Source organism: Thalassoroseus sp. (assembly GCF_984380535.1).
On the sequence record NZ_CFHRBF010000011.1, the window covers coordinates 212,104 to 231,788 of the forward strand.

Below are 19,685 nucleotides of genomic sequence, written 5' to 3' on the forward strand. Positions count from 1 at the left end.
CTCGGTCAGATAATTGGGGTTGCGAAGTGAGCTGTCGTATGCGTCATGCTGTATCGTACGATGACTGGCAGACAAGATCATCCAGCGATTGCCGGCTCGCGTTCGATTTGGGGCTCTGGAGTTGACAGCACATCCCGATAGATATTCACGATCGATTCCATCCGTTTGGCGAAACCGAAACGCTCCACGACGGATTCGCGAGCGGCAGCTGCCAACTTCGCCCGACGATCGGGAAACACCAACATTTCTCGAAGACGATCTCGTAGCACTCCCCAGCACCCTGGTTCCACAAGCAACCCATTTTGATTGTCGTCAATCGCACGGGGAACACCGGCAATTCGTGTGGCTACGATCGGCAATTCACTGGCCATCGCCTCAAGGACGACGTTCGGTAAACCTTCGCGTAGCGAACTGAGGGCAAATACATCGAGTGCTTGGAAGAACTCGCGCGGATCAATCAAGTGTCCGATTAAATGAATTCGATCTTCCATCCCCGCCGACTTGATCGCCGCTTGCAGGGAATCGTGTTCGCCGCCCACGCCTCCAATCAGCAACCCGACATCGCGGCCCTCTCGAATCAAACTGCTGACGGCTTTGATCAAAAGATCGAAACCTTTCTCCGGAGAAAGTCGACCCAAAGCGCCAATCAAAATTCGATTCTTTGGCACATGGAAAATTGCTTTGGCATCTTCACGGGAAAGCGTGCGGTCGTAGTCTTCGGCAATGATGCCATTTTCAACGAGTTGGACACGATCCGGCGACAACCCCGCATTCAGACAATGGTCGACCAAGTCCGGCGAGACGCACAACACGCGGTCGTACCACTTCATGGACCAACGGTCGACCTGGTAATAAATCTCGGCTCGACGCGTATTCGTCACCCAACCGTGCACGGTGGTGACAAGCTTCATCGGGTGCAGTTTTGCCACTGCCAGACCGAGAACATTACTTTTGTAATCGTGCCCATGCCAAATGGTCACTTGGCGTCGCCGACAGATCCGTGCCAATTGGAACAACACACGAGGATCGAACGGGCCGCCATCACGCACGGAAATGATATCCGCATCGGCTAGTTCCGCACGTTCTTCGAGCGTGTCCCAACCGGGATCTTTCGGCGGATGCATGAACGCGCACGCGCTGTCGTATCCGGCTTCGGCAAGAAAGCGGGGCGAATTGAGAATGGTTTTCTCTGGCCCGCCACCGACCCCCGTGACGACACGGGTGTGCAACACAAACGGGCGACGGTCCGATTCATTCGACATAAGAGTTGGTCTCGATAGATTCTGCACACACCTTTGCGTGCGGGGTCCAGACGGATTCCAATCGACGCGCTTTCGCGTCCCAACTTTCATTCTCGAGTCGCTGGCGAGCGGTTTGCTGACTCGCTGGCACACCGGTGCGAAGACGTTCGATGATTCGGTCGGCAAACGCTTCCGGTGTGCTGACGGCATCAAGGCAGTCTTCCCACTCCGTCACGGCGGGTAACTGTCGCGTGACCACCGCCCGACCGGTCGCTAGGTATTCCTTGAGTTTCAACGGCTGCATGGCTTGGGTCACAGGCTCGTCAACGTACGGCATGATCAAAACCGACGCGCGAGCCGCCCATGTTGGCAGTTCCGCAAATGGTACCGGTGGCCGCAGTTCGACATGTGGCAATCGAGACAGTTTCGGATCCGGATCTTGTTGCGGTCCGAGTAGCACAATCGTTCCACGCTCGAGACTGCCCGAAAGTGCTTCCAAGAACCGCACATCCATGCGACGATCAATCACGCCCCAGAACAGGATCATGGGTTCTTCGCAGTTCAACGGTGTCGCTGCAATTTCGGGCAAACTTTTCCAATGATCCAAATCGACGCCATGCGTGAGCATTATCGGTAACCGCCCTTCGGACTTCGCGTGTCGTTGCAACGTTTCACTGACGACGACCACATCATCCGCTTCACGAAGCATATCGCGGTCCATGCGAGCGAGCGTATCGCCATCCAAGCCGGGCCAAACGCTGAAGTCGTCGACGCAGTAGTAAACCCATTTCGCCACCGGCAATTGGCTGGGTAAGTCGGCAGTGATGGGTAACGTCGTCAATGCGATGACGGGTTGGGGTAGGGATTCCACGATCGGTTTCAATTGGCGGGTGAGCAACGCACGATTCAATCGCCGATCCCAAGTCCGCGTGAACCACGGCCACATTCGCGGATTCAGAACGGTCAGGTTTTCGGGAATAGCCTCGGATTCGGACCGTTCAACCCGTCGCCAATCTCGAAGTTTCTCCCAAACGCGGTTGACCGTCATCCGATCCAGTTTGGGGGTCCGTGTGCCGATTGTGTTGACCCACACTGTCGGCGTATGCGGTAACAATCGTCGCACGAGGTGTTGGCAACTCGACGGATGCCGGCCCCAGTCATCAGAGAACACTAACAGCGAGGGACCACCGTCCGATTCAGACATCGGTCATCTCCTCGTAGTGTGTTCGGTAGGCGTCGAGCATGCCATCCAAGGAAAACATCTCATAAGCTTTCGCACGGGCATTGCGAATGAGATCGTTCCGTAACGACTCATCGGACGAAACAGTGAGAATCTGTTCGGCAATCGCGGCAGGAGATTTGGGTGGTACGAGCAAACCGGTTACCCCGTGCGTCACCATCTCACCCACTCCGCCGACATCGGTCGACACCACAGGAATCCCCGCGGCCATGGCTTCGATGATCGTCAGCGGGATTCCCTCACTGATACTGGAAAGCAAAAACACGTCCGCCGTCGATAACAATCGAGCAACATCGGTTCGTGTGCCCAACGCTCGCACGTTCGACACGAGCGAATGCTCTTTGATAAACGAACCGATTCGCGGACGTTCTTCACCATCTCCCACTAACACAAGTTTGACATCCGGCCGCAACTTCGACAGTGACCGCACCGCTTCGAGGGCCGTCAAATGATCTTTGAGCGGATGTAATCGCGCGACCATCATGACGACCAAGTCGGAGTCAGCCAATCCGAGTTTTTCGCGGACATCGTTCCGTAATTCGTCATTTGTCGAACCGAAGGCCGAGAGATCAACGCCGTTGTAGATCACTTCGACACGTTGACGCGGCAAGCCTTCCTTCTCGATGAGAGCGTCCCGGACAGCGGCTCCGACTCCTACCAAACGATCGTCCCGCTTGAGTAGCAATCGGTTGCAAATGACACGTTTGGTTTTGCGAACATCGGGATAATGTCGACCGTGCTCGGTGAACAGAATCGGCAAACCGCCACGTCCGCGACGGGCGAGCATCGTTTGGAAGAACGGTGTGTATTGGTGGGCGTGCACAAGTTGCACTTGCTCGGATTCGCAGAACGACCACAGTCGTTTCGCACATTGCCGATCGACACCCGGCTGGCGTTCCAACACCTGAACGGTAAACCCTTCCGCCTGAAGCGTTTCGCCGACCGGGCCGAGTTCATCTAGGCAAGCGAACACAAATCGAAATTGGTCGGACAACCGGCGGGCGAGCGTCGCAGCCAATAACTCCGCACCGCCAACATTCAAGCTGTGAACAACTTGGCAAACCGTAGGACGCGAGTGAGTCGGGGCAATCATTCGAACAAATCCGGTAATCAGTCTGACTGGGAAAAATGGCGAGGGTCATCGCCAGAGTTCAGGCATCACGATGTGACTGCCAACGTCGGGGGTTTATGAGTCTGACCGCGATCCGTCCCCATTGGGATGGTCGTTTCAGCATCCGTTTGACTCGTGTTTTCTGGGAGAGAAACGGAGCACGTGGCGGAAATGGCGTCGTCGGTAAAGGCCGATCGATTTGAGGAGGTTCCGACTCGTTGCGGAAGGCGGCATCGCGTGCGCCTTCGGTCATCAAGACGGAGACACACCGAACGACCGTGCGATTTTCAAACCGATGCAAATCGGCCCATGCACGGTCTGCCCATTTCTCGCCACGTTCGAGAAGTTGCTGGCGAAGTTCCACATCGTCTGCATACCGAGCCGCCCACCGCAGTACGTTCGCTTTCCGCATTTCCTGAGCAGCCCATGTCTCGTTGGGGTATTCCAATTCGTCGGCCCGATCGAGCCAAGGGCTCTCGTTCTGTAACATCCATCGAGCATAATGCAGCAACGAGCCACGTGCGTAATCGAAGGTTGCGTCGAATTGCTGGTACTCAGTTTTCCTATCGAGGTACTTCGCCAGCGACGTCAAGAACACGACATAGGACCAACGCTCTTCCGCGTTGAGTAAATCGAGCGAATCGATGTCGTCTGCGGGATGGACACAACGTGTTACGAGTGTCTCCGCGAAATTCAGGAAGCGGTCTTCACCGGTGAGTTCCCAGGCATCGAGACACGCATTCAGCGAATTCCCCGCCCCACGACCGGGACCGTGATAGTCTGGATCGTAAGTTGCAGACGCCAACCCCGTCGGTCCATCGTCGACGACTCGCATCACCGTTCGACGACCGTCGTCCATACGGATGACCCACTCCGCCAGTCCGATGACCGCGTTTCTCGCCAAGGTGGAACCGGTGAGATAATGGTACGTCAGCAACCCGGTCGTGTAGTTGTGTTCGTTACTCGGGCCGCCGCCATAGTCTTTCCCCTGCGGGCAGTTCGCTTTCGAATACGTTCGGTGGGTCGCGGTGCGGGCGTGCTGAAAATGGTCGGTGTGCCAAAACATACCACCGGCATAGGCGGCCTTGTCGGCCATGGTGTGGTAGATGTCGATGTCCATCACGTGCCGAGCCAACGGGTCGAACAACTGCCACCATTTGGGATCACCCGTGCGAGCCAATTGCAGAATGCTGCCGTAGATCAGGTCAAATTGATTGTTGTAGTGTGAGACAATCGGAGTCTCTTCGGCGAATTCGGCTTGCTCGTGATCCGCCCGGATGTCCCCGAAACTTCGCCAACCATACTCGTCGGTGGTTTCTCGTCGGGCCGGTACGGCGTTGGTGCCGCCAAGTGCCTCGTTCAAATAGTGTTCGAGTCGGTCCGTGCTTCGTGCGCATGTGACCGGCGCAAAAACTCGGCAGTCATCGATCCACTGCGCGGAAGGCAAACTGCGAACCGGTCGGTGAACATGAGCAAGAACTTCGCCTTCATCCGTTCGCGAGGTGTGAAACCAAACGGTGTGCGTCTTGCGTTCGCCGCCTTGAAGTTCGTGTCCGCCCGGCCAATCTTGGGGGAAGAGTTCGACGATAACAGTGTCGTCACTAATTCGAAGGGCTTTCGGAAACTGTTGCCAAAACTCAGAAACGCTGCACTGGAGAACTTGGCTCGCGTTTTGAATTTTGATCGTTGGCTCGGCCCGTTTTCCTTCAGCGACATTCGGTTCGTTCAAGCGATAACCTCGGTACCGCATCGGCACGCGACCCGTATGATCGACGTGTGCCTCACTTCGCCATTTCTCTCCGCCACTCGATTCCTGATGCAAGTGGAACTCGACGTGTTCGCTCTTCTTCCAGTATGTGCCCGGTTCTAACTGCCAAGATAGTTCACTCGAAGCATCCGCAAAAATCGCAGGGACTTCGACCATGAAGGCCTGAAACATGACCGAACCCGAGTCGCCCAAGTCCCACAATCCGCCGGCATGCTCGGCGGCCTGCGGATTGTGCAGTGTGACATCCAACCGAACCGCCCCGGTTGCGGGGAACACATCGATTCGCACCGCGACACGCAACGGGTTATCGGCCAAACTGCCAGTCGCATGAGCCGACCATCGCACCGGACCGGAGGCAGCCCAAGTCACGGAATTCCACGTGATCGGAACGGGACGACCGTGCTGATCGTGCAGTCGCAATGCAATAGGCAATACCGGTCGATCGTCAATCTGCACCTGGAGACTGTCGGACAACGGTGTCAGATCGACATGGAAATTCGTCTCGACGGCTGCGATCGGTTCCATCGTAATCGGCCATTCCGAACGGCCTGGTGCGACACGATTGGCCAGGAAGTCGACGAGCACCCATTTCGCGGAACCATCCGGCCACCGAGCGAGAATCTCCGTTTGTGCCGGAACCTGTTGACCGGACGAATTGGTGATGCTCCAACCATCGCATTCCATACTCATGCCGCGTGGCAAACACACGCCTTGCGAAATTGGAACGCCTGTGAGTTCACGGCTTAAAGGGTTATCCAGCGCGAACGGAACGATGGTGCTGGTGGAAGTCGTTGACAGCTTTGCCGACTGAAAGTTCTTTAACGATGTCATGCTTTCACCGCCTTTGCAGAAGCCACGTTTGGCGTCGGGGATGTGGTATAAGTTTCGAGCCAACGTCCGAGAACAAGCAGCGTCCACAGCATCGTGCCGTGACGACCGGTACCCGATCGGTGTTGCCGTTCGATCCGGCGGACGGTATCGGGTTGGACGAACTCATGAAGACGACAACCGTCGGCGAGCAGATACGCTTCGCATTGGTCACGCAGTGGTCCGCGAAGCCATGTGTCGATCGGGATCTCGAACCCTTGTTTTCGTCGATGTGCCAACTTCGGTGGCAAACGGTCTTGATAGAGTTCCTTGAGCAGCCATTTCGTCTCGCCGTCTCGGACTTTGAACCGTGACGGGATCGTGGCGGTCAGTTCCAATAGTTCGTGATCGACCAACGGCGGACGAACTTCCAAACCAAACGCCATGCTCGCGCGATCGACTTTCGTGAGAAAGTCGTCTGGCAGTAGCACATTCGTATCGACCGCAAGCATGCCGGCTAATGTGTCGCCATTGCCTGCCGAGTACGCCGCGGTAATGTCAAAACCAGGTCTCGCATCGGTGAACGCATCCGGGTTGAGCAGTTGCCCGAGCCATGCGTCGTCGCGGATGGCGAGCGTGTTTCGGTACGCATCCCGAGTCGACCGCGAGAGGTTTGTCAGTGCCGAACGCAATCGCATCGGTCGTGGTAGCCAATCAGCTTGCGGCCAACACGACGCTAACCGGGCCAACACTTGAGAGCGAAACCATGTCGGTAACCGTCGTCGCCAACGGTCTTCTTTCAGGTCGTGCGAGTACCGAGCATAACCACCGAAGGCTTCGTCTCCACCATCGCCGGAAAGCACAACCTTCACCGATTTCGCCGCGACTTCCGCCACACACATGGTCGGCACGGCGGAAGCGTCTGCGAAGGGTTCGTCATAGTGGTGGATCAACCGATCCAACCCCGCGACCGCTTCGGCTCGTACGATTTGCTCGGTGTGTTGGGTGCCGAATTGCTCGGCTACTTGCTTGGCATAAGGAAGTTCATTGAAAGCGTGTTCGTCGAAGCCAATTGAGAACGTTTGCAAAGTCGACCTGCTCGCAAGATGCGACACGATCACACTTGAATCCAATCCCCCGCTCAAGAAGGCACCGACGGGTACATCCGCAATGCGGTGTGACTGAATCGTTTCGGTCAGTTTGGTATCGACGCGGTCCTTCCACTCTTCCAAAGTGGTGGCGTGATCCTCTTGGAACTTCAACTCCCAGTAACGCTGTGGTGACGATTGCCATTTGGTCGCATTGATGTGTATCCAACTAGCGGCCGGCAACTTACGAACCTGCCGAAACACGCACCGATCACCAGGGATAATGCCGAAAGTGAGGTAATCGCGAATGGCCGATGCTGACAACGACCGATCGATTCCCTCGTGCGCCAAGATGGCTTTGAGTTCCGAACCGAAGACGAGTTTTTCTTCGTCCTGATAAACGAACAACGGTTTTTGACCGACGCGATCGCGGGCCAGGAAAAGTTGTTGCTCTCGCGAATCCCAAATGGCGAAGGCGTACATCCCCCGCAGATGGTCGCACATTGCGGGGCCGTGGTCTTCGTAAAGATGCACCAGCACTTCGGTGTCTGACTGGGTGCGAAACTGATGACCATTGGCTTCAAGTCGCCCACGCAACTCGGCGTGGTTGTAGATTTCGCCGTTGAAGACAACCTGCACTCGGCCGTCTTCATTACCCATCGGCTGGCGACCACCTTCGAGATCGATGATCGAAAGTCGGCGGTGAACGAACCCGAGTGGTCCGTCACGGAATGTCCCTTCGCCGTCCGGTCCGCGGTGTGCGATTGCTTGGCCCATCCGTTCGACGGTCGACTTTTCGACGAAACGGGCCGGGTCTCGATACAAAACCCCTGCAATCCCACACATTCCACGCCTCGAAGTTCGATCACAAACTCATCGGCGTCGAGTGCGAACGCAACGCGTCCACTCCGACTCGACAACCGAGTGTGATAGAACTCTACAACGTGTTTGCGGGTGCGTTTTGATTGAGACCGTACGCACCTAGGGATTCTACGAAGTCGGTTCAGTGTGTGCCGAGTTCGGCCGGTGAGAGATTATTAACCGGAGTTGCGGAATCGGAGGGTTGGTTGCGATAACGAATCACGCGGGCGGGAACACCGACGGCAACGGCATAATCCGGCAACGGTTTGGTGACGACGGCTCCGACACCGACAATACAATGCCGACCGACGTTCGCCGCCACAACTGCGCGTTCGCCGATCCAGGAATCCGCACCGATCGTGACCGGTTCGTAAACTCCTGGTTGCTCGCGGATGGGGATATCGAGACGTTCGGTGCCATGCTGTCGGCAACCGTTCATGATCGATACATTCGATGCAATGAGCGCATCTTCTTCAATCGTTACATCGCCTAGCGTGCAGTAACTGCCGATATACGCGTTGCGGTGGAGTCGCGCGGTGGGGTGGGAAATCGTGGTGCCAAATGAGATGCACACATTCGCTTCGCAAGTGGGCAAGACGAGACGATAAAACGCCCGACGTAACGTCACCCCGATCGTGCCCGGAATCAAACTGACCGTTTGCGACCAAAACGAAAATGTGCCCGTCACGCGACAGAGCCCCGCCGCCGGTGCCATGATGACGATGGCAATGCCGTCGATGAGTTTTTTGATTCGGGCACGCATAGGTTTACTCGGATTTGGCGGCCGATTCCGGCTGCACATTCAGCAGTTCCACGGGTGTCGTGAAGAGGTTGCTATTGGGAATCAGCACCATCCCGTTTGCGGTTTCCAGAGTGGTGTAACGCAGGTCAATGTCGTTCACAATCCCTTCCCAACCCGAAACCTTGATGCGGTCTTGTCGCTTGAACGGTTGGTAAATGAGCAACAACATTCCCGAAAGCACGTTCGAGACAATGTCCTTCAGAGCAAACCCCAATGCGAACCCGGTTAAACCAAGTCCCCCGACCAAAGCCGCAACATCGATCCCGAGTGTGCCCAACACCGTGATAATGGCACAGCACCAGATAACGCCTTTGATCATTTTAACGATGAAGTCGATCACACTGACGTCGGCTTCTTGTGCTTTTAGCACGCGACGGACAATGCCGACAATCACAAAAACGACCACCCAGGTCACCGCCAGGATGATGACAGACGAAACGATCTCCGGCAAGTAGTCGCGAAACTGAGCTTCCCAGCTTGCTGGCGTGTTGTCTTCGGGAGCGGCAAAGAGCATGTCTGGGTCCGATCTGGGGAAATAGTCGTAGGTGCAGAGGAGCGTCGTGTCTCAATGCATCATGTTACGCACCAGATCTCCAATCGCAAGACGATTAGGTATCGCTCGGCGAGAGTTCCCATTGTTGATGGAAGTTTTGGAGGAACGTTTCACAGACCGCTTGCCATTCAGTCAGGTCGGCGGTTCGGGTGTCATCGCTGGCGAATTGGCTCAGCGAGGATTCGAACGCTTCGTGAAACTGGCTTCCGATATTGCTGTAAACCACGTCGATACCCGATTCCGTGGACCGAATGCGGCCGTTGAACGATTCCTGAGTGATCAACCGTCTGAAGTGTTTGGCCGACTTGTGAAGTTCGTACGCGAACTGTTTGACGGTTTCGCTTTCGGATTCGGAGCACCACTTTTCTGAAAAATCAAGAATCTCGACCAGCATCTCTTCGGCGGATTCCAATCGAGACGTTGGCAGCATTGTCGTTTCGGAGTTCGTCCAGCGAGACAATTCGTAGTCCAAACGACCGAGCAACGAGAACAAGGCGTGCTCGTAATCCGTGGGGGCATCGTGCAATTCGCAGGCACTAGTTGAGTTTTCGGCAATCATGAATAATCCCCACGAGTCAGTCGGGCTGTGCGTGGCTAGAACGCAGTTTGACGAATCAGACGATCGGGCTAAGAAGCAACGACACGGGCGACATGTCGTTCGACCTTGGCCACTAAATTCTCCCAGGAGACCGGCTTGGCCACCGAACCGGCACAACCGCTCAATCGCCCTCGCATGCGGTCGAACAGCGTGTCCTCTCCGGAGAGCAGTAACACGGGAATATGTTTCGTTTCAGCGTGTTTTTTGATTTGCTTGCAGAATTGATAGCCACCCACGCTCGGGGTTGTCGAGTCGATGAGAATCACATCGGGAACAACGGCCACAAGGTGATCCAATGCATGGATTTCATTGTCGGTCGCTTCGACTTCATACCCGGACCGCGTCAATGCGAGTGTCGCTAACTTGCGGAAGGTCGGGCTGGCATCGAGCAACAACACACGGGGCGGCGTGGGATCTTCCGGTGGTTCATCCTGGACGGAATCGTGCGTGTCGGCAGTTTCCTCATTACAGACTTCTTCCTCGTCACAGACTTCAGCGACTTCGAGAACTTCGCTCGGTTCGTCCTCCAAGACTTCCAAGTACACGGGTTCCGCTTCGATCTCTAGAATCTCGCCGACTTCACTGTCGTCGAGCACACGCCAATCGGCCTGTGAACTATCGAGAATCTCGTCGACAGACCATTCGTAGGTTTCGCCTGTGTCATCGCCGATCACTTCGGACTCCCAGGTCTGCAAAACCGAGGGGGCGATTTCGATCTCGGCCGTGCTCGAATTTTCGGGGTCGTCCGTCAAATCCTGCGAGACATCCAAGTCGGTAAGGATATCCGCATCAGAGACAGCAGTACTCGCAAGTTGATCGCTGAGAGATTCGATCCAGACGAGACCGGCTTGAGCCTGCGGACTATCGGGCGAAACCGTCAACGCTTCCCGCAAGTGCTTCGCTGCCTCGGCGGGGGAATCCGCGACCCAAGCTAACCACAACCAGACTTCCGGGTTTTGCGGGTCGTCATGGGCGGCTTTTTCGAGATGCAACCGAGCCAACAAACGGTGTCCGCCGCGTGCGGTTTGGATCCCTTGTTCCAGACTGTCTGAGCGCAACAACTGGGCCATGCTCTCTCTCCACTTCTTCTTCACGAGAATCGGATCACGGCCGCAAGCTATGCGGAATTCCGAGTCTTTGAAGAAAAGGTAGGTTGAGTTCGGCGATGCCCAAAATCGCGAATGGTGTTTTCGGCAAGTTTTCGTTGTGGATCGGACGAACACGTTCGATGAATCGGTTCTAACGATTCGATGCATCACACCGAAAGGCACGATACCGACAACGCCAACCGCCAGGAATCATGGATGACGGATTCCGTCGTCGAATGATCACTTGGCGTTCGCTTTCGTTGCAGCTAACTCGGGAAAAGCGGATTTTAAATCGAGTGTGTCGCCCGTCTCACGCTGGAGTTTTATGAGCACTTGAAACAATGACCGTAGCTTGGCTTGGTGCTTGGGCTCGTCGGCAAGGTTCTTTATTTCCAACGGATCGTTCGCCAAGTCAAACAGCAACACCGTCGAGGACTTTGGGTAGAGAATCAATTTGAAGTCGCCATCAATCACCGCCCGTTGAAGTTGCAGGTAGGCACCGTAGATCGCGTCGTACTGGCGATCCCGCTTGCCGGTGATCAAGGGGAGTAAACTGCGGAACTGCACGTAGTCCGGTTTTGGAATACCCGCTAGTTCCAACGTCGTCGGCATGACGTCCTGCAAATAAACGCGAGCATGGATTTTCTTGCCGGCTGCAACGCCGGGACCAACCATCATCAACGGCACGCGGATACTGTGGTCGAACATATTCTGTTTGCCGATCAGACCATGTTGTCCGACGGCCAAACCGTGATCGGCGGTGAAGAAGATCATCGTGTTCTTGGCTTGTCCGGTCGCTTCAAGCGTATCGAGAATTCGCCCGATCTGCTCGTCCATGTGCGTGATGATTGCGTAGTATTCCTGTCGGTGCACTTTCACTGCGAACTCGGTGCGTGGAAACGGTGCGAGTTTCTCGTCACGCAGTCCCTTGCCGGCTCCCATTTCTTCCTTGTGCGGGTACTCGGGGAGATAATTCTTCGGAACCGAAATGTTCTTCAGCGGATACTTCTCGACGTATTCTTTCGGACTCTGACGCGGATCATGCGGCGCGTTGAAGGCGATGTACATGAAGAACGGGTCCTTGCTCTTCTTCGCTTCACGCAGATAACTTTCCGCATCGTCGGCGACGACCTCACTCCAGTGTTTTCCGCCTTTCCAGAAACCCTCGAACTTGGTGTCCCATGGCTTCCACGCATCCGGTTTGCCTTCAATTGGCCGGTTGTAGCCTTGCGGGGTTTGGTTGGGCATGCCGCCGCGAATATGTTGGGCGGTGTCGAACGCTTTCTCGGCTTTGGCTCGCACATGCCATTTACCGGTGAAGTAGGTGTCGTAACCGGCGTTGCTCATCAATGTCGGCCAAAAACGACCGGCTTCGCGTTCGGCATCGGTTTTGGCGTAGACCTTTTCGGCCTTCCATAGGAACCGTCCGGTGTTGAGCATCGTGCGACTCGCCACACACACCGCCCCGCTCCACGAACCCATGTTGTATGCTCGTGTGAACGTGGTGCCTTTGGCGACCAGCCGGTCGAGGTTCGGCGTTTTGATTTCCTTATTACCGAGTGCCGCGAGCGTGTCGAACGCTTGGTCGTCCGCGAACAGAAACAACACATTCGGACGGTCTGCCGCGGTGGCAGGCGAGGTGAAAATCGTCGTCAGAACAAGTGCGACGATCGAACAAAGAGTGCAGCGCATGGAAAACCTCGAATTCGAACCGATTGAAGAAATCCCACGCTATCGCGGACGTTCCAACGCGTCAAGCAGTTCACCCAGCATCGGGAGCGAGTCAAATTTGGAAACGCATCGAACCTTTCATCTCGAAAGGGCATCCGCTATGGGTTGAGTGTTCGATTTTTGGAAACGACCCTTGGGTCTCGACTCTCCAAGAGGAAAAGGTTCCCGCATGCAAACCATCGTCATCTTCAGCGGCGCAGGCCTATCGGCGTGTAGCGGGTTGCCGACGTTTCGAGGAAGCGGTGGCCTGTGGGAGAACCACAAATTCGAAGACCTCGCCGAGCACACCGCGTGGTTTCGCAACCGGGAGTTGGTGTTGCGATTCTACGCAATGCGATTCAACCTCTACTGTGATGCAAGTCCACACGCCGGTCACGATGCGATCGCAAAGTTGCAAGAGCATTTCCGCGTTTTCAACATCACACAGAACATCGACGATTTGTTGGAACGCTCTGGCAGCCAGGAAGTCATTCACCTGCACGGTTCGATCAATCGCAAGAAGTGCGAATGGCATCAGGATATCAATCCCGAGGAGAACAACCGCTTTCGTTGCGACTACAAAACCGTTGCCGAAACCGCCGTCGAAATGGGTGATATGTGCCCCAAGTGCGGCGGACAAATGCGACCGGATGTCGTGTGGTTCGGCGAAGCCGTCCGGCAAAGCGATACGGAGTTGGACCTGCTGCACCGTACCCGTCGCAAGTTGGCGGACGAGAATGGTATCTTTGTGTGCGTGGGAACATCGGCGCGGGTGTATCCGGCTGCGGGATTTATCAATTTCTTCGAAGGTGCCTCGCGGAAAATCCTGATCGACCCTGATCCGCCCGCGTTGGCCGACTTCCATTGTCTCCGCGGAACCGCCAGCGAGAAACTCCCCGAACTCGCCGACCGCTTGATCGAGGAGTTTGGCACATGAGCAGCGAACTGAATCTGCAATCGACCGACGAGGGTGTGTTACTTCCAGTTCACGCGCAACCGAAAGCCAGTCGCAATGGGATTGTCGGCATTCACGATGGCGGCCTGAAAGTCGCCGTCACGCAGGCCCCGGAAAAAGGCAAGGCCAATACCGCTCTTATCAAAACGATTGCCAAATCGTTAGGACTGCGGAAGAGCCAGATCACGCTCGTCGCGGGCGACACCAATCGCGCCAAAACGTTTCTCATCACCGACATCACCCCGAAGGAACTGCAAGCCGTGATCGACCACGTCGTTGGCCGGTCAGATTGATCGGTCGTCGTTGCGTGCAACGCGTGCGCGATTGAGCTAAACTGAGTCAAACCACAACGACAGAAATTCGCTCAGCAGAAAGCTCCGAGAATGTCCACTTCCGAAGAGACGACCGCCACCTTGGAAACGATCGGTCGCGTGCTCGGTCGAACTCCCAGCGGCGTCTTTATTCTGACCGCTTCCGATGGCGACGGTCACGCCACTGGTATGCTTGCCAGTTGGGTGCAGCAAGCCGGTTTCGAGCCGCCCGCCGTCACGGTCGCTGTCAACAAGTCGCGTTACCTCAACGAATGGCTCGCCAAGTCGCCACACTTGGTGTTGAACTTGGTCGGTTCGTCGCAAACGAGTTTTCTGAAGCACTTCGGCAAAGGTTTCGAACCCGATCAACCGGCTTTTGAGGGTGTCGATACCGCCGACACCGCACACGGCATACCTGCTCTCGCCGGGGCATTGGGGCGTCTCGAAGGAGTTGTGAAGAACAAACTCGAAAGCGGCGATCATGTGATTTATCTCGTCGAAATCGAGTCCGCCCATGCCGGTGAAAGCATCGACGAAGACCGCCCCATGGTCCACATCCGCAAGAACGGCTTCGGTTATTGACGGAGGTCAAACGTGGGTGGCATGCCCACAGCTTGGGGTGGGCATGAGCCAGCGACGTTCGAATGTCTATTCATGCCCACGCAAAGCCGTGGGCATGCCACCCACACCCGACTCCACAAATTGACGCAACCACTTCCATTGTGCATCGAACTGTTCGCTCAATGATGAGTTCTGGGAGACGATCTTCATGACCGCTGCCACCGCAACTGGATTTATCGATCGGCTTCGCGACATCGTCGGCGAGGACGGTTTACTGTACGATCCGGCGGAACTCTTGGTCTACGAATGCGATGGCTATGTCGTTGAGAAGAAAACACCCGATGTGGTTGTCTTTCCCACCTCGACCGAGCAAGTCGCGAACATCGTGCGGACCTGCAACGAATTTGAGATCCCCTTTGTGCCGCGTGGAGCGGGCACGAGTTTGGCAGGTGGATGTCTGCCGATTGGTGGCGGCGTGATGATCGCCCTCACGCGGATGAACAAGATTCTTGAAGTCAACTTGCGAGATCGATACGCCGTCGTCGAACCGGGCGTCGTGAATGTGCATCTCACGCGACATCTAGCGGGCACCGGGTATCACTATGCTCCCGACCCGTCCAGTCAGGGCGCGTGTACTATCGGTGGGAACGTGGCGACAAATTCCGGCGGCCCGCACACGTTGAAATATGGCGTGACCGTCAACCACGTGCTCGGCATCGAGTTCGTACAGCCTGACGGGACCGTTACCGAAATCGGCGGCATTGTGGACGAACCCGGCTCGTACGATCTGACGGGGCTGTTCGTCGGCAGCGAAGGCACTTTCGGCGTGTGCACGAAAGTGATCGTCCGACTGACACGCAATCCGGTCGCGTATCGCACGATGCTTGGTGTGTTCGAAACCGTCGCCGACGCTACGCATGCGATCAGCGACATCATCGGAGCCGGCATCATTCCGGCCGCATTGGAGATGATGGACCAAGGTATCATCACCGCCCTTGAAGACGCCTTCCATTTTGGGTTTCCGCTCGACGCCGGTGCGGTGTTGCTCATCGAAGTTGACGGTTTGGAAGTGTCTGTCGATCGTGAAGCCGGTGAGATCATCGAACTGTGTAACAAACAAAACGCCCGCGAAGTCCGCACCGCCGACACACCTGAACAACGCCAACTGTTGTGGAAATGTCGCAAACAAGCGTTCGGGGCGATTGGTCGTCTCAGCCCGAGTTATTGCACACAGGACGGCGTCGTTCCTCGCACGAAACTGCCGGAGATTCTGGCCGCAATTACCGAAAGCGGCAACCGACACGGCATCCGCGTGGTGAATGTGTTTCACGCAGGCGATGGGAACATCCATCCGATTCTGCTGTTCGATGAACGCGACGAAGACCAAATCCGCCGCGTGATGCTCGCCAGCGACGAGATTCTTTCGAAGTGCATTGAACTCGGCGGCAGCGTGACGGGGGAGCACGGCATCGGTGTCGAGAAGATCAACTTCATGAGTCAACTTTTCACCGAGAGTGATCTCGCCGTAATGGACGACATCCGCCGGGCGTTCAATCCCGCAGGTCGCTGCAGCCCCCAGAAAATGCTGCCCACCGCCGGAGCCTGCGGCATGGAACACCACGCCCCCATCGAAAAGTCCCACCCCAACCGCCGCGCCGCGATGTAGTTTCCCATGCCAGATTTCACCCCCACATCCACCCAAGAACTCAGCGAGTTTCTCGCCGCCAATGCCGCCGGTGACCGGCAGGCGTATCAAATTACCGGCGGTGGTACCGCACTCGACTATGGTTGCCCGTTGTCGAAATCGGTCACGAACATCTCAACAAGGGGGTTGAACCGTGTGATCGACTACCCCGCTCGCGACATGACGATCACCGTCGAAGCTGGGATGACGATCGCCGAACTTGCGAAAACATTGCAAGCTGAGAACCAGGAATTGCCGATCGATGTGCCTGATCCAGAATCCGCGACGGTCGGTGGGGTTTTGGCGTGTGACGTTTCCGGTCCGCGGCGATTTGGTCATGGTACGCTGCGGGATTACCTGATCGGTGTGACCGCGGTCGATGGTTTGGGCCGTACGTTTCACGCCGGCGGTCGCGTCGTGAAGAATGTGGCCGGTTATGATCTGTGCAAACTTCTGATTGGCTCTGTGGGAACGCTCGCAGTCATTACGGAAGCGACCTTCAAAGTTCAGTCAATGCCCATACCAATGGCGTCTGCGTGGGAACTGGTCGGGTTTGAGAAGTTGGCCGATTGTGATGCGGCGGTTGCAGCGTTGTCTTCGTCGGTCTGTCGGCCGATGGCGGTAGAAGTCGTCAATCAGAAAGCCGCCCGGATGATGGCGGAAGCTGTCGTCGAACCCGTTCGTGATACACTGTGGGGGTTGGCGGTGTTGATCGAAGGCAGCGAAGCCGACGTGCAGTGGCAATCTCAGCAATTGCAATCCGAATGGGAACATCTCGACGGGCGTCAGTTGCATCCCCTGTTAGACGTAAGCCGAAAAGTTGGGCCGCCTCTCGGGGCGACAGCCACAATCCGTGTCATTCTGCCACCGTCGGGATGCAAAAGTTTTCTGGAATTGGCCGACTCGAACGATGTCGCGTTGTCCGCGCACGCGGGTGATGGAGTGGTCACGGGCGTGCTTCCCACTGACGCATCGCCAGCGTTGGTTCGAGAACTTCGCGAGAAGGCTCACGGACTCGGCGGGCGGCTCACAGTCGAGATGTGCCCAGCAGAGTGGAAACAGGAATTGCCAGTATTTGATCGATCGGAATCCACGCTGCGGTTGATGCGTGAGATCAAAACGAAACTTGATCCGCACGACGTGTTGAACCCCGGTCGATTGTTTCCGAAAGAAGATAAAAAGTCGTAGGGTGCGTCGCGACGCACCGTAGTTCCGCGCGGAGTCTTAGTGCGTTGTGATGCACTTGACGCCGGGTCGAAAGTCAAAATCATGAGTGAAACATCGTCAACGGAAACACCTTCGGCGTCGGAGTCGTCACCACTCGGGGCGGCGATTCCATATGACCGGTTTTTGGACTGCGTGCATTGCGGACTCTGCACGTCGGCGTGTCCGACGTATCTCGAAACCGGCAACGAAAACGATTCCCCCCGCGGACGCATCTATTTGATGCGTGCGGTCACGGATGGTCGGTTGCCGATGAGCGACACCGTCCAACGGCATCTGGATTTGTGTCTCGATTGCCGCAGCTGCGAGACGGCGTGCCCCTCGGGAGTGCAATACGGACGGCTCATCGAACCGTTTCGCGTCGACCTGGAACAAGCGGAGGCAAAAAAGAACGGCGGGCCGGGTTGGTTTCGTCGTTTCGTTTTATACGGTTTGTTTCCCTACCCCAACCGCATGAAATGGGCGTTGTTGCCGGCCCGTTGGATGCAGAAACTGAAACTAGATCGTCTGATCGAAAAGCTCGGTCTGACGCGGTTGTTGCCCACGCCGCTGCGTCGAATGCAATCGCTCTTGCCGCCCTTGTCCGCGCGACCGTCAAACCTTCCGACGGTGTTGCCACCGATCGGACCGAAGCGGGCGAAAGTTGGCCTATTCACCGGCTGCGTGGCCGAAGCGGTATTCGCGGAAACGAACCGCGCGACCGCTCGCGTGTTGCAAGCCAACGGTTGCGAAGTCGTCATTCCACCCGAGCAAAACTGTTGTGGCGCTATTCACTACCACAGCGGTGCCTCCGACCCGGCGATCGACTTTTTCACGAGAAACCTGAAAGCCTTTCCTGATGACTTAGATGCCATCATCGTCAATGTCGCCGGTTGTGGTTCGATGCTCAAAGACTATGGTCATGTCGCGAAGGAACTCCGCCCGGACGACACGAACCTACAAGAGTCACTCGAAACATTCGCCGGACGTATCAAAGACATTTCCGAGTTTCTTGTCGAGTTGGGGCCCATCCCGCCGACACACCCCGTGCCAGTGAAAGCAACGTATCACGATGCCTGTCACCTGGTGCATGCTCAGCAAGTTCGTAGTGCCCCGCGGGTATTGCTCGGGCTGATACCGGAATTGGAATTGATCCCGTTGACGGAATCAGACATCTGTTGCGGAGCGGCTGGGAGTTACAATTTGACGGAACCAGAGATGGCAGACCGCCTTGCCAAGCGGAAACGACAAAACATCGAATCGACAGGAGCCGAGATCGTTATTAGTGCGAATGCCGGTTGCACATTGCAAATCGGGGCCGAGTTACGGAAGAATGGACAAACACTTCCGGTCGTGCACCCGGTCGATTTGCTTGACCGAAGTTATCACGGTTCCAGTCCAATCCCCATTTCCTGAGGCGAATCATGTCGGACAATGCCATTCACCAGGTCTATCCGTATCTCCGAGTTCGCAACGCGGATGCTGCCATCAACTTCTACCAAACCGCATTTGGGGCCAAGGAGAAGTTTCGACTGAGTGAACCAAGTGGGCGAATCGGCCATGCGGAACTTCAGTTTGGTTCCTTTACGGTGATGCTTTCCGATGAATTCCCGGAGTACGGAGTTCAAGGCCCGGAAGCGTTCGGTGGCACCGGGTCTTCGGTTCATCTGCACGTCGATGACGTCGATGCCATGACCCAACAAGCCGTCGACGCCGGGGCGAAACTATTGATGGAACCGAAAGACCAATTCTATGGCGAACGTGCGTCGAAGGTGCTCGACCCGTTCGGGCATGAATGGTTGCTTGGCTCCCAGATTGAAGACGTAACACCGGAAGAAATGCAGCGACGTTGGGATGCGATGCTCGGCGGATCCGGTTCCGATGCCAACTCGTAAAGACGCACTTCCGGAGAAAATCTGCGTTGTCTGTCGGCGACCATTTCGATGGCGTAAAAAGTGGGCGAAGTGCTGGGATCACGTGAAATACTGCAGTGAGCGTTGCCGTCGTGAGTCAAAACGGCACAGCGATGGAACTCAGTCCCGCACATGCAATCAAAGTGGTGAATGACACATTTGCCTCCAGCGCGAACCTTTCGTTTCAACGC

The 19,685-nt window shown here is 56.1% G+C and carries 18 protein-coding genes; 8 read left to right on the forward strand and 10 right to left on the reverse strand.

Annotation, left to right across the window (positions count from 1 at the left end):
- Positions 1 to 77 precede the first annotated feature (77 nt).
- The 10 genes from AC5DDB_RS16775 to AC5DDB_RS16820 form a co-directional block, all read right to left on the reverse strand.
- The gene (locus tag AC5DDB_RS16775; protein ID WP_491740896.1) at positions 78 to 1,262 is read right to left on the reverse strand and encodes a glycosyltransferase; all 1,185 of its coding nucleotides are present in this window, start codon (positions 1,260 to 1,262) and stop codon (positions 78 to 80) included.
- Positions 1,252 to 2,445, reverse strand: a complete 1,194-nt coding sequence (locus AC5DDB_RS16780) for a glycosyltransferase (RefSeq protein ID WP_491740897.1) — start codon at positions 2,443 to 2,445, stop codon at positions 1,252 to 1,254. The genes AC5DDB_RS16775 and AC5DDB_RS16780 overlap by 11 nt, the downstream gene beginning before the upstream one ends.
- Entirely contained in the window at positions 2,438 to 3,574 is a 1,137-nt protein-coding gene (locus AC5DDB_RS16785) for a glycosyltransferase (protein WP_491740898.1), read from the reverse strand. The genes AC5DDB_RS16780 and AC5DDB_RS16785 overlap by 8 nt, the downstream gene beginning before the upstream one ends.
- Before the next feature lie 58 nt (positions 3,575 to 3,632).
- Positions 3,633 to 6,191 (reverse strand): RIFT barrel domain-containing protein, encoded by a 2,559-nt coding sequence (locus tag AC5DDB_RS16790; RefSeq protein WP_491740899.1) that lies wholly within the window; start codon positions 6,189 to 6,191, stop codon positions 3,633 to 3,635.
- Positions 6,188 to 8,101 carry an asparagine synthase (glutamine-hydrolyzing) gene (gene asnB, locus AC5DDB_RS16795; RefSeq protein WP_491740900.1) on the reverse strand — a complete coding sequence of 638 codons (1,914 nt, stop codon included), beginning with the start codon at positions 8,099 to 8,101 and terminating at the stop codon, positions 6,188 to 6,190. The genes AC5DDB_RS16790 and asnB overlap by 4 nt, the downstream gene beginning before the upstream one ends.
- Positions 8,102 to 8,258: 157 nt before the next feature.
- Positions 8,259 to 8,879, reverse strand: coding sequence for an acyltransferase (locus AC5DDB_RS16800; RefSeq protein WP_491740901.1), 621 nt, complete (start codon positions 8,877 to 8,879; stop codon positions 8,259 to 8,261).
- Positions 8,880 to 8,883: 4 nt separating this feature from the next.
- The gene (locus AC5DDB_RS16805) at positions 8,884 to 9,432 is read right to left on the reverse strand and encodes a mechanosensitive ion channel family protein (protein WP_491740902.1); all 549 of its coding nucleotides are present in this window, start codon (positions 9,430 to 9,432) and stop codon (positions 8,884 to 8,886) included.
- Between the two features lie 94 nt (positions 9,433 to 9,526).
- A complete protein-coding gene (locus AC5DDB_RS16810; RefSeq protein WP_491740903.1) occupies positions 9,527 to 10,030 on the reverse strand; it encodes a hypothetical protein in 504 nt (167 codons plus the stop codon).
- Positions 10,031 to 10,098: 68 nt separating this feature from the next.
- Positions 10,099 to 11,139 carry a response regulator gene (locus AC5DDB_RS16815; RefSeq protein ID WP_491740904.1) on the reverse strand — a complete coding sequence of 347 codons (1,041 nt, stop codon included), beginning with the start codon at positions 11,137 to 11,139 and terminating at the stop codon, positions 10,099 to 10,101.
- A 258-nt stretch (positions 11,140 to 11,397) separates the two neighbouring features.
- The gene (locus AC5DDB_RS16820) at positions 11,398 to 12,849 is read right to left on the reverse strand and encodes a sulfatase family protein (RefSeq protein WP_491740905.1); all 1,452 of its coding nucleotides are present in this window, start codon (positions 12,847 to 12,849) and stop codon (positions 11,398 to 11,400) included.
- Between the two features lie 208 nt (positions 12,850 to 13,057).
- On the opposite strand from AC5DDB_RS16820, the gene AC5DDB_RS16825 reads away from it, so the two are divergent.
- The 8 genes from AC5DDB_RS16825 to AC5DDB_RS16860 all read left to right on the forward strand — a co-directional run bounded on the left by AC5DDB_RS16825 (position 13,058) and on the right by AC5DDB_RS16860 (position 19,648).
- On the forward strand, positions 13,058 to 13,804 hold the full coding sequence (locus AC5DDB_RS16825; RefSeq protein WP_491740906.1) for an SIR2 family NAD-dependent protein deacylase: 747 nt from the start codon (positions 13,058 to 13,060) through the stop codon (positions 13,802 to 13,804).
- Positions 13,801 to 14,115, forward strand: a complete 315-nt coding sequence (locus AC5DDB_RS16830; protein ID WP_491740907.1) for a DUF167 domain-containing protein — start codon at positions 13,801 to 13,803, stop codon at positions 14,113 to 14,115. The genes AC5DDB_RS16825 and AC5DDB_RS16830 overlap by 4 nt, the downstream gene beginning before the upstream one ends.
- 90 nt (positions 14,116 to 14,205) lie before the next feature.
- Entirely contained in the window at positions 14,206 to 14,715 is a 510-nt protein-coding gene (locus AC5DDB_RS16835; protein ID WP_491740908.1) for a flavin reductase family protein, read from the forward strand.
- 187 nt (positions 14,716 to 14,902) lie between these two features.
- Positions 14,903 to 16,360, forward strand: a complete 1,458-nt coding sequence (locus AC5DDB_RS16840; protein ID WP_491740909.1) for an FAD-binding oxidoreductase — start codon at positions 14,903 to 14,905, stop codon at positions 16,358 to 16,360.
- Positions 16,361 to 16,366: 6 nt separating this feature from the next.
- Positions 16,367 to 17,566: an FAD-binding oxidoreductase gene (locus tag AC5DDB_RS16845; protein ID WP_491740910.1), complete on the forward strand. Its 1,200-nt coding sequence runs from the start codon at positions 16,367 to 16,369 to the stop codon at positions 17,564 to 17,566.
- A gap of 81 nt (positions 17,567 to 17,647) precedes the next feature.
- Complete coding sequence (locus AC5DDB_RS16850) at positions 17,648 to 18,997, forward strand: (Fe-S)-binding protein (protein ID WP_491740911.1); 1,350 nt, start codon at positions 17,648 to 17,650, stop codon at positions 18,995 to 18,997.
- Positions 18,998 to 19,005: 8 nt separating this feature from the next.
- Positions 19,006 to 19,476 (forward strand): VOC family protein, encoded by a 471-nt coding sequence (locus AC5DDB_RS16855; protein WP_491740912.1) that lies wholly within the window; start codon positions 19,006 to 19,008, stop codon positions 19,474 to 19,476.
- On the forward strand, positions 19,463 to 19,648 hold the full coding sequence (locus tag AC5DDB_RS16860) for a DUF2256 domain-containing protein (RefSeq protein WP_491740913.1): 186 nt from the start codon (positions 19,463 to 19,465) through the stop codon (positions 19,646 to 19,648). The genes AC5DDB_RS16855 and AC5DDB_RS16860 overlap by 14 nt, the downstream gene beginning before the upstream one ends.
- The last annotated feature ends 37 nt before the right edge of the window (positions 19,649 to 19,685 follow it).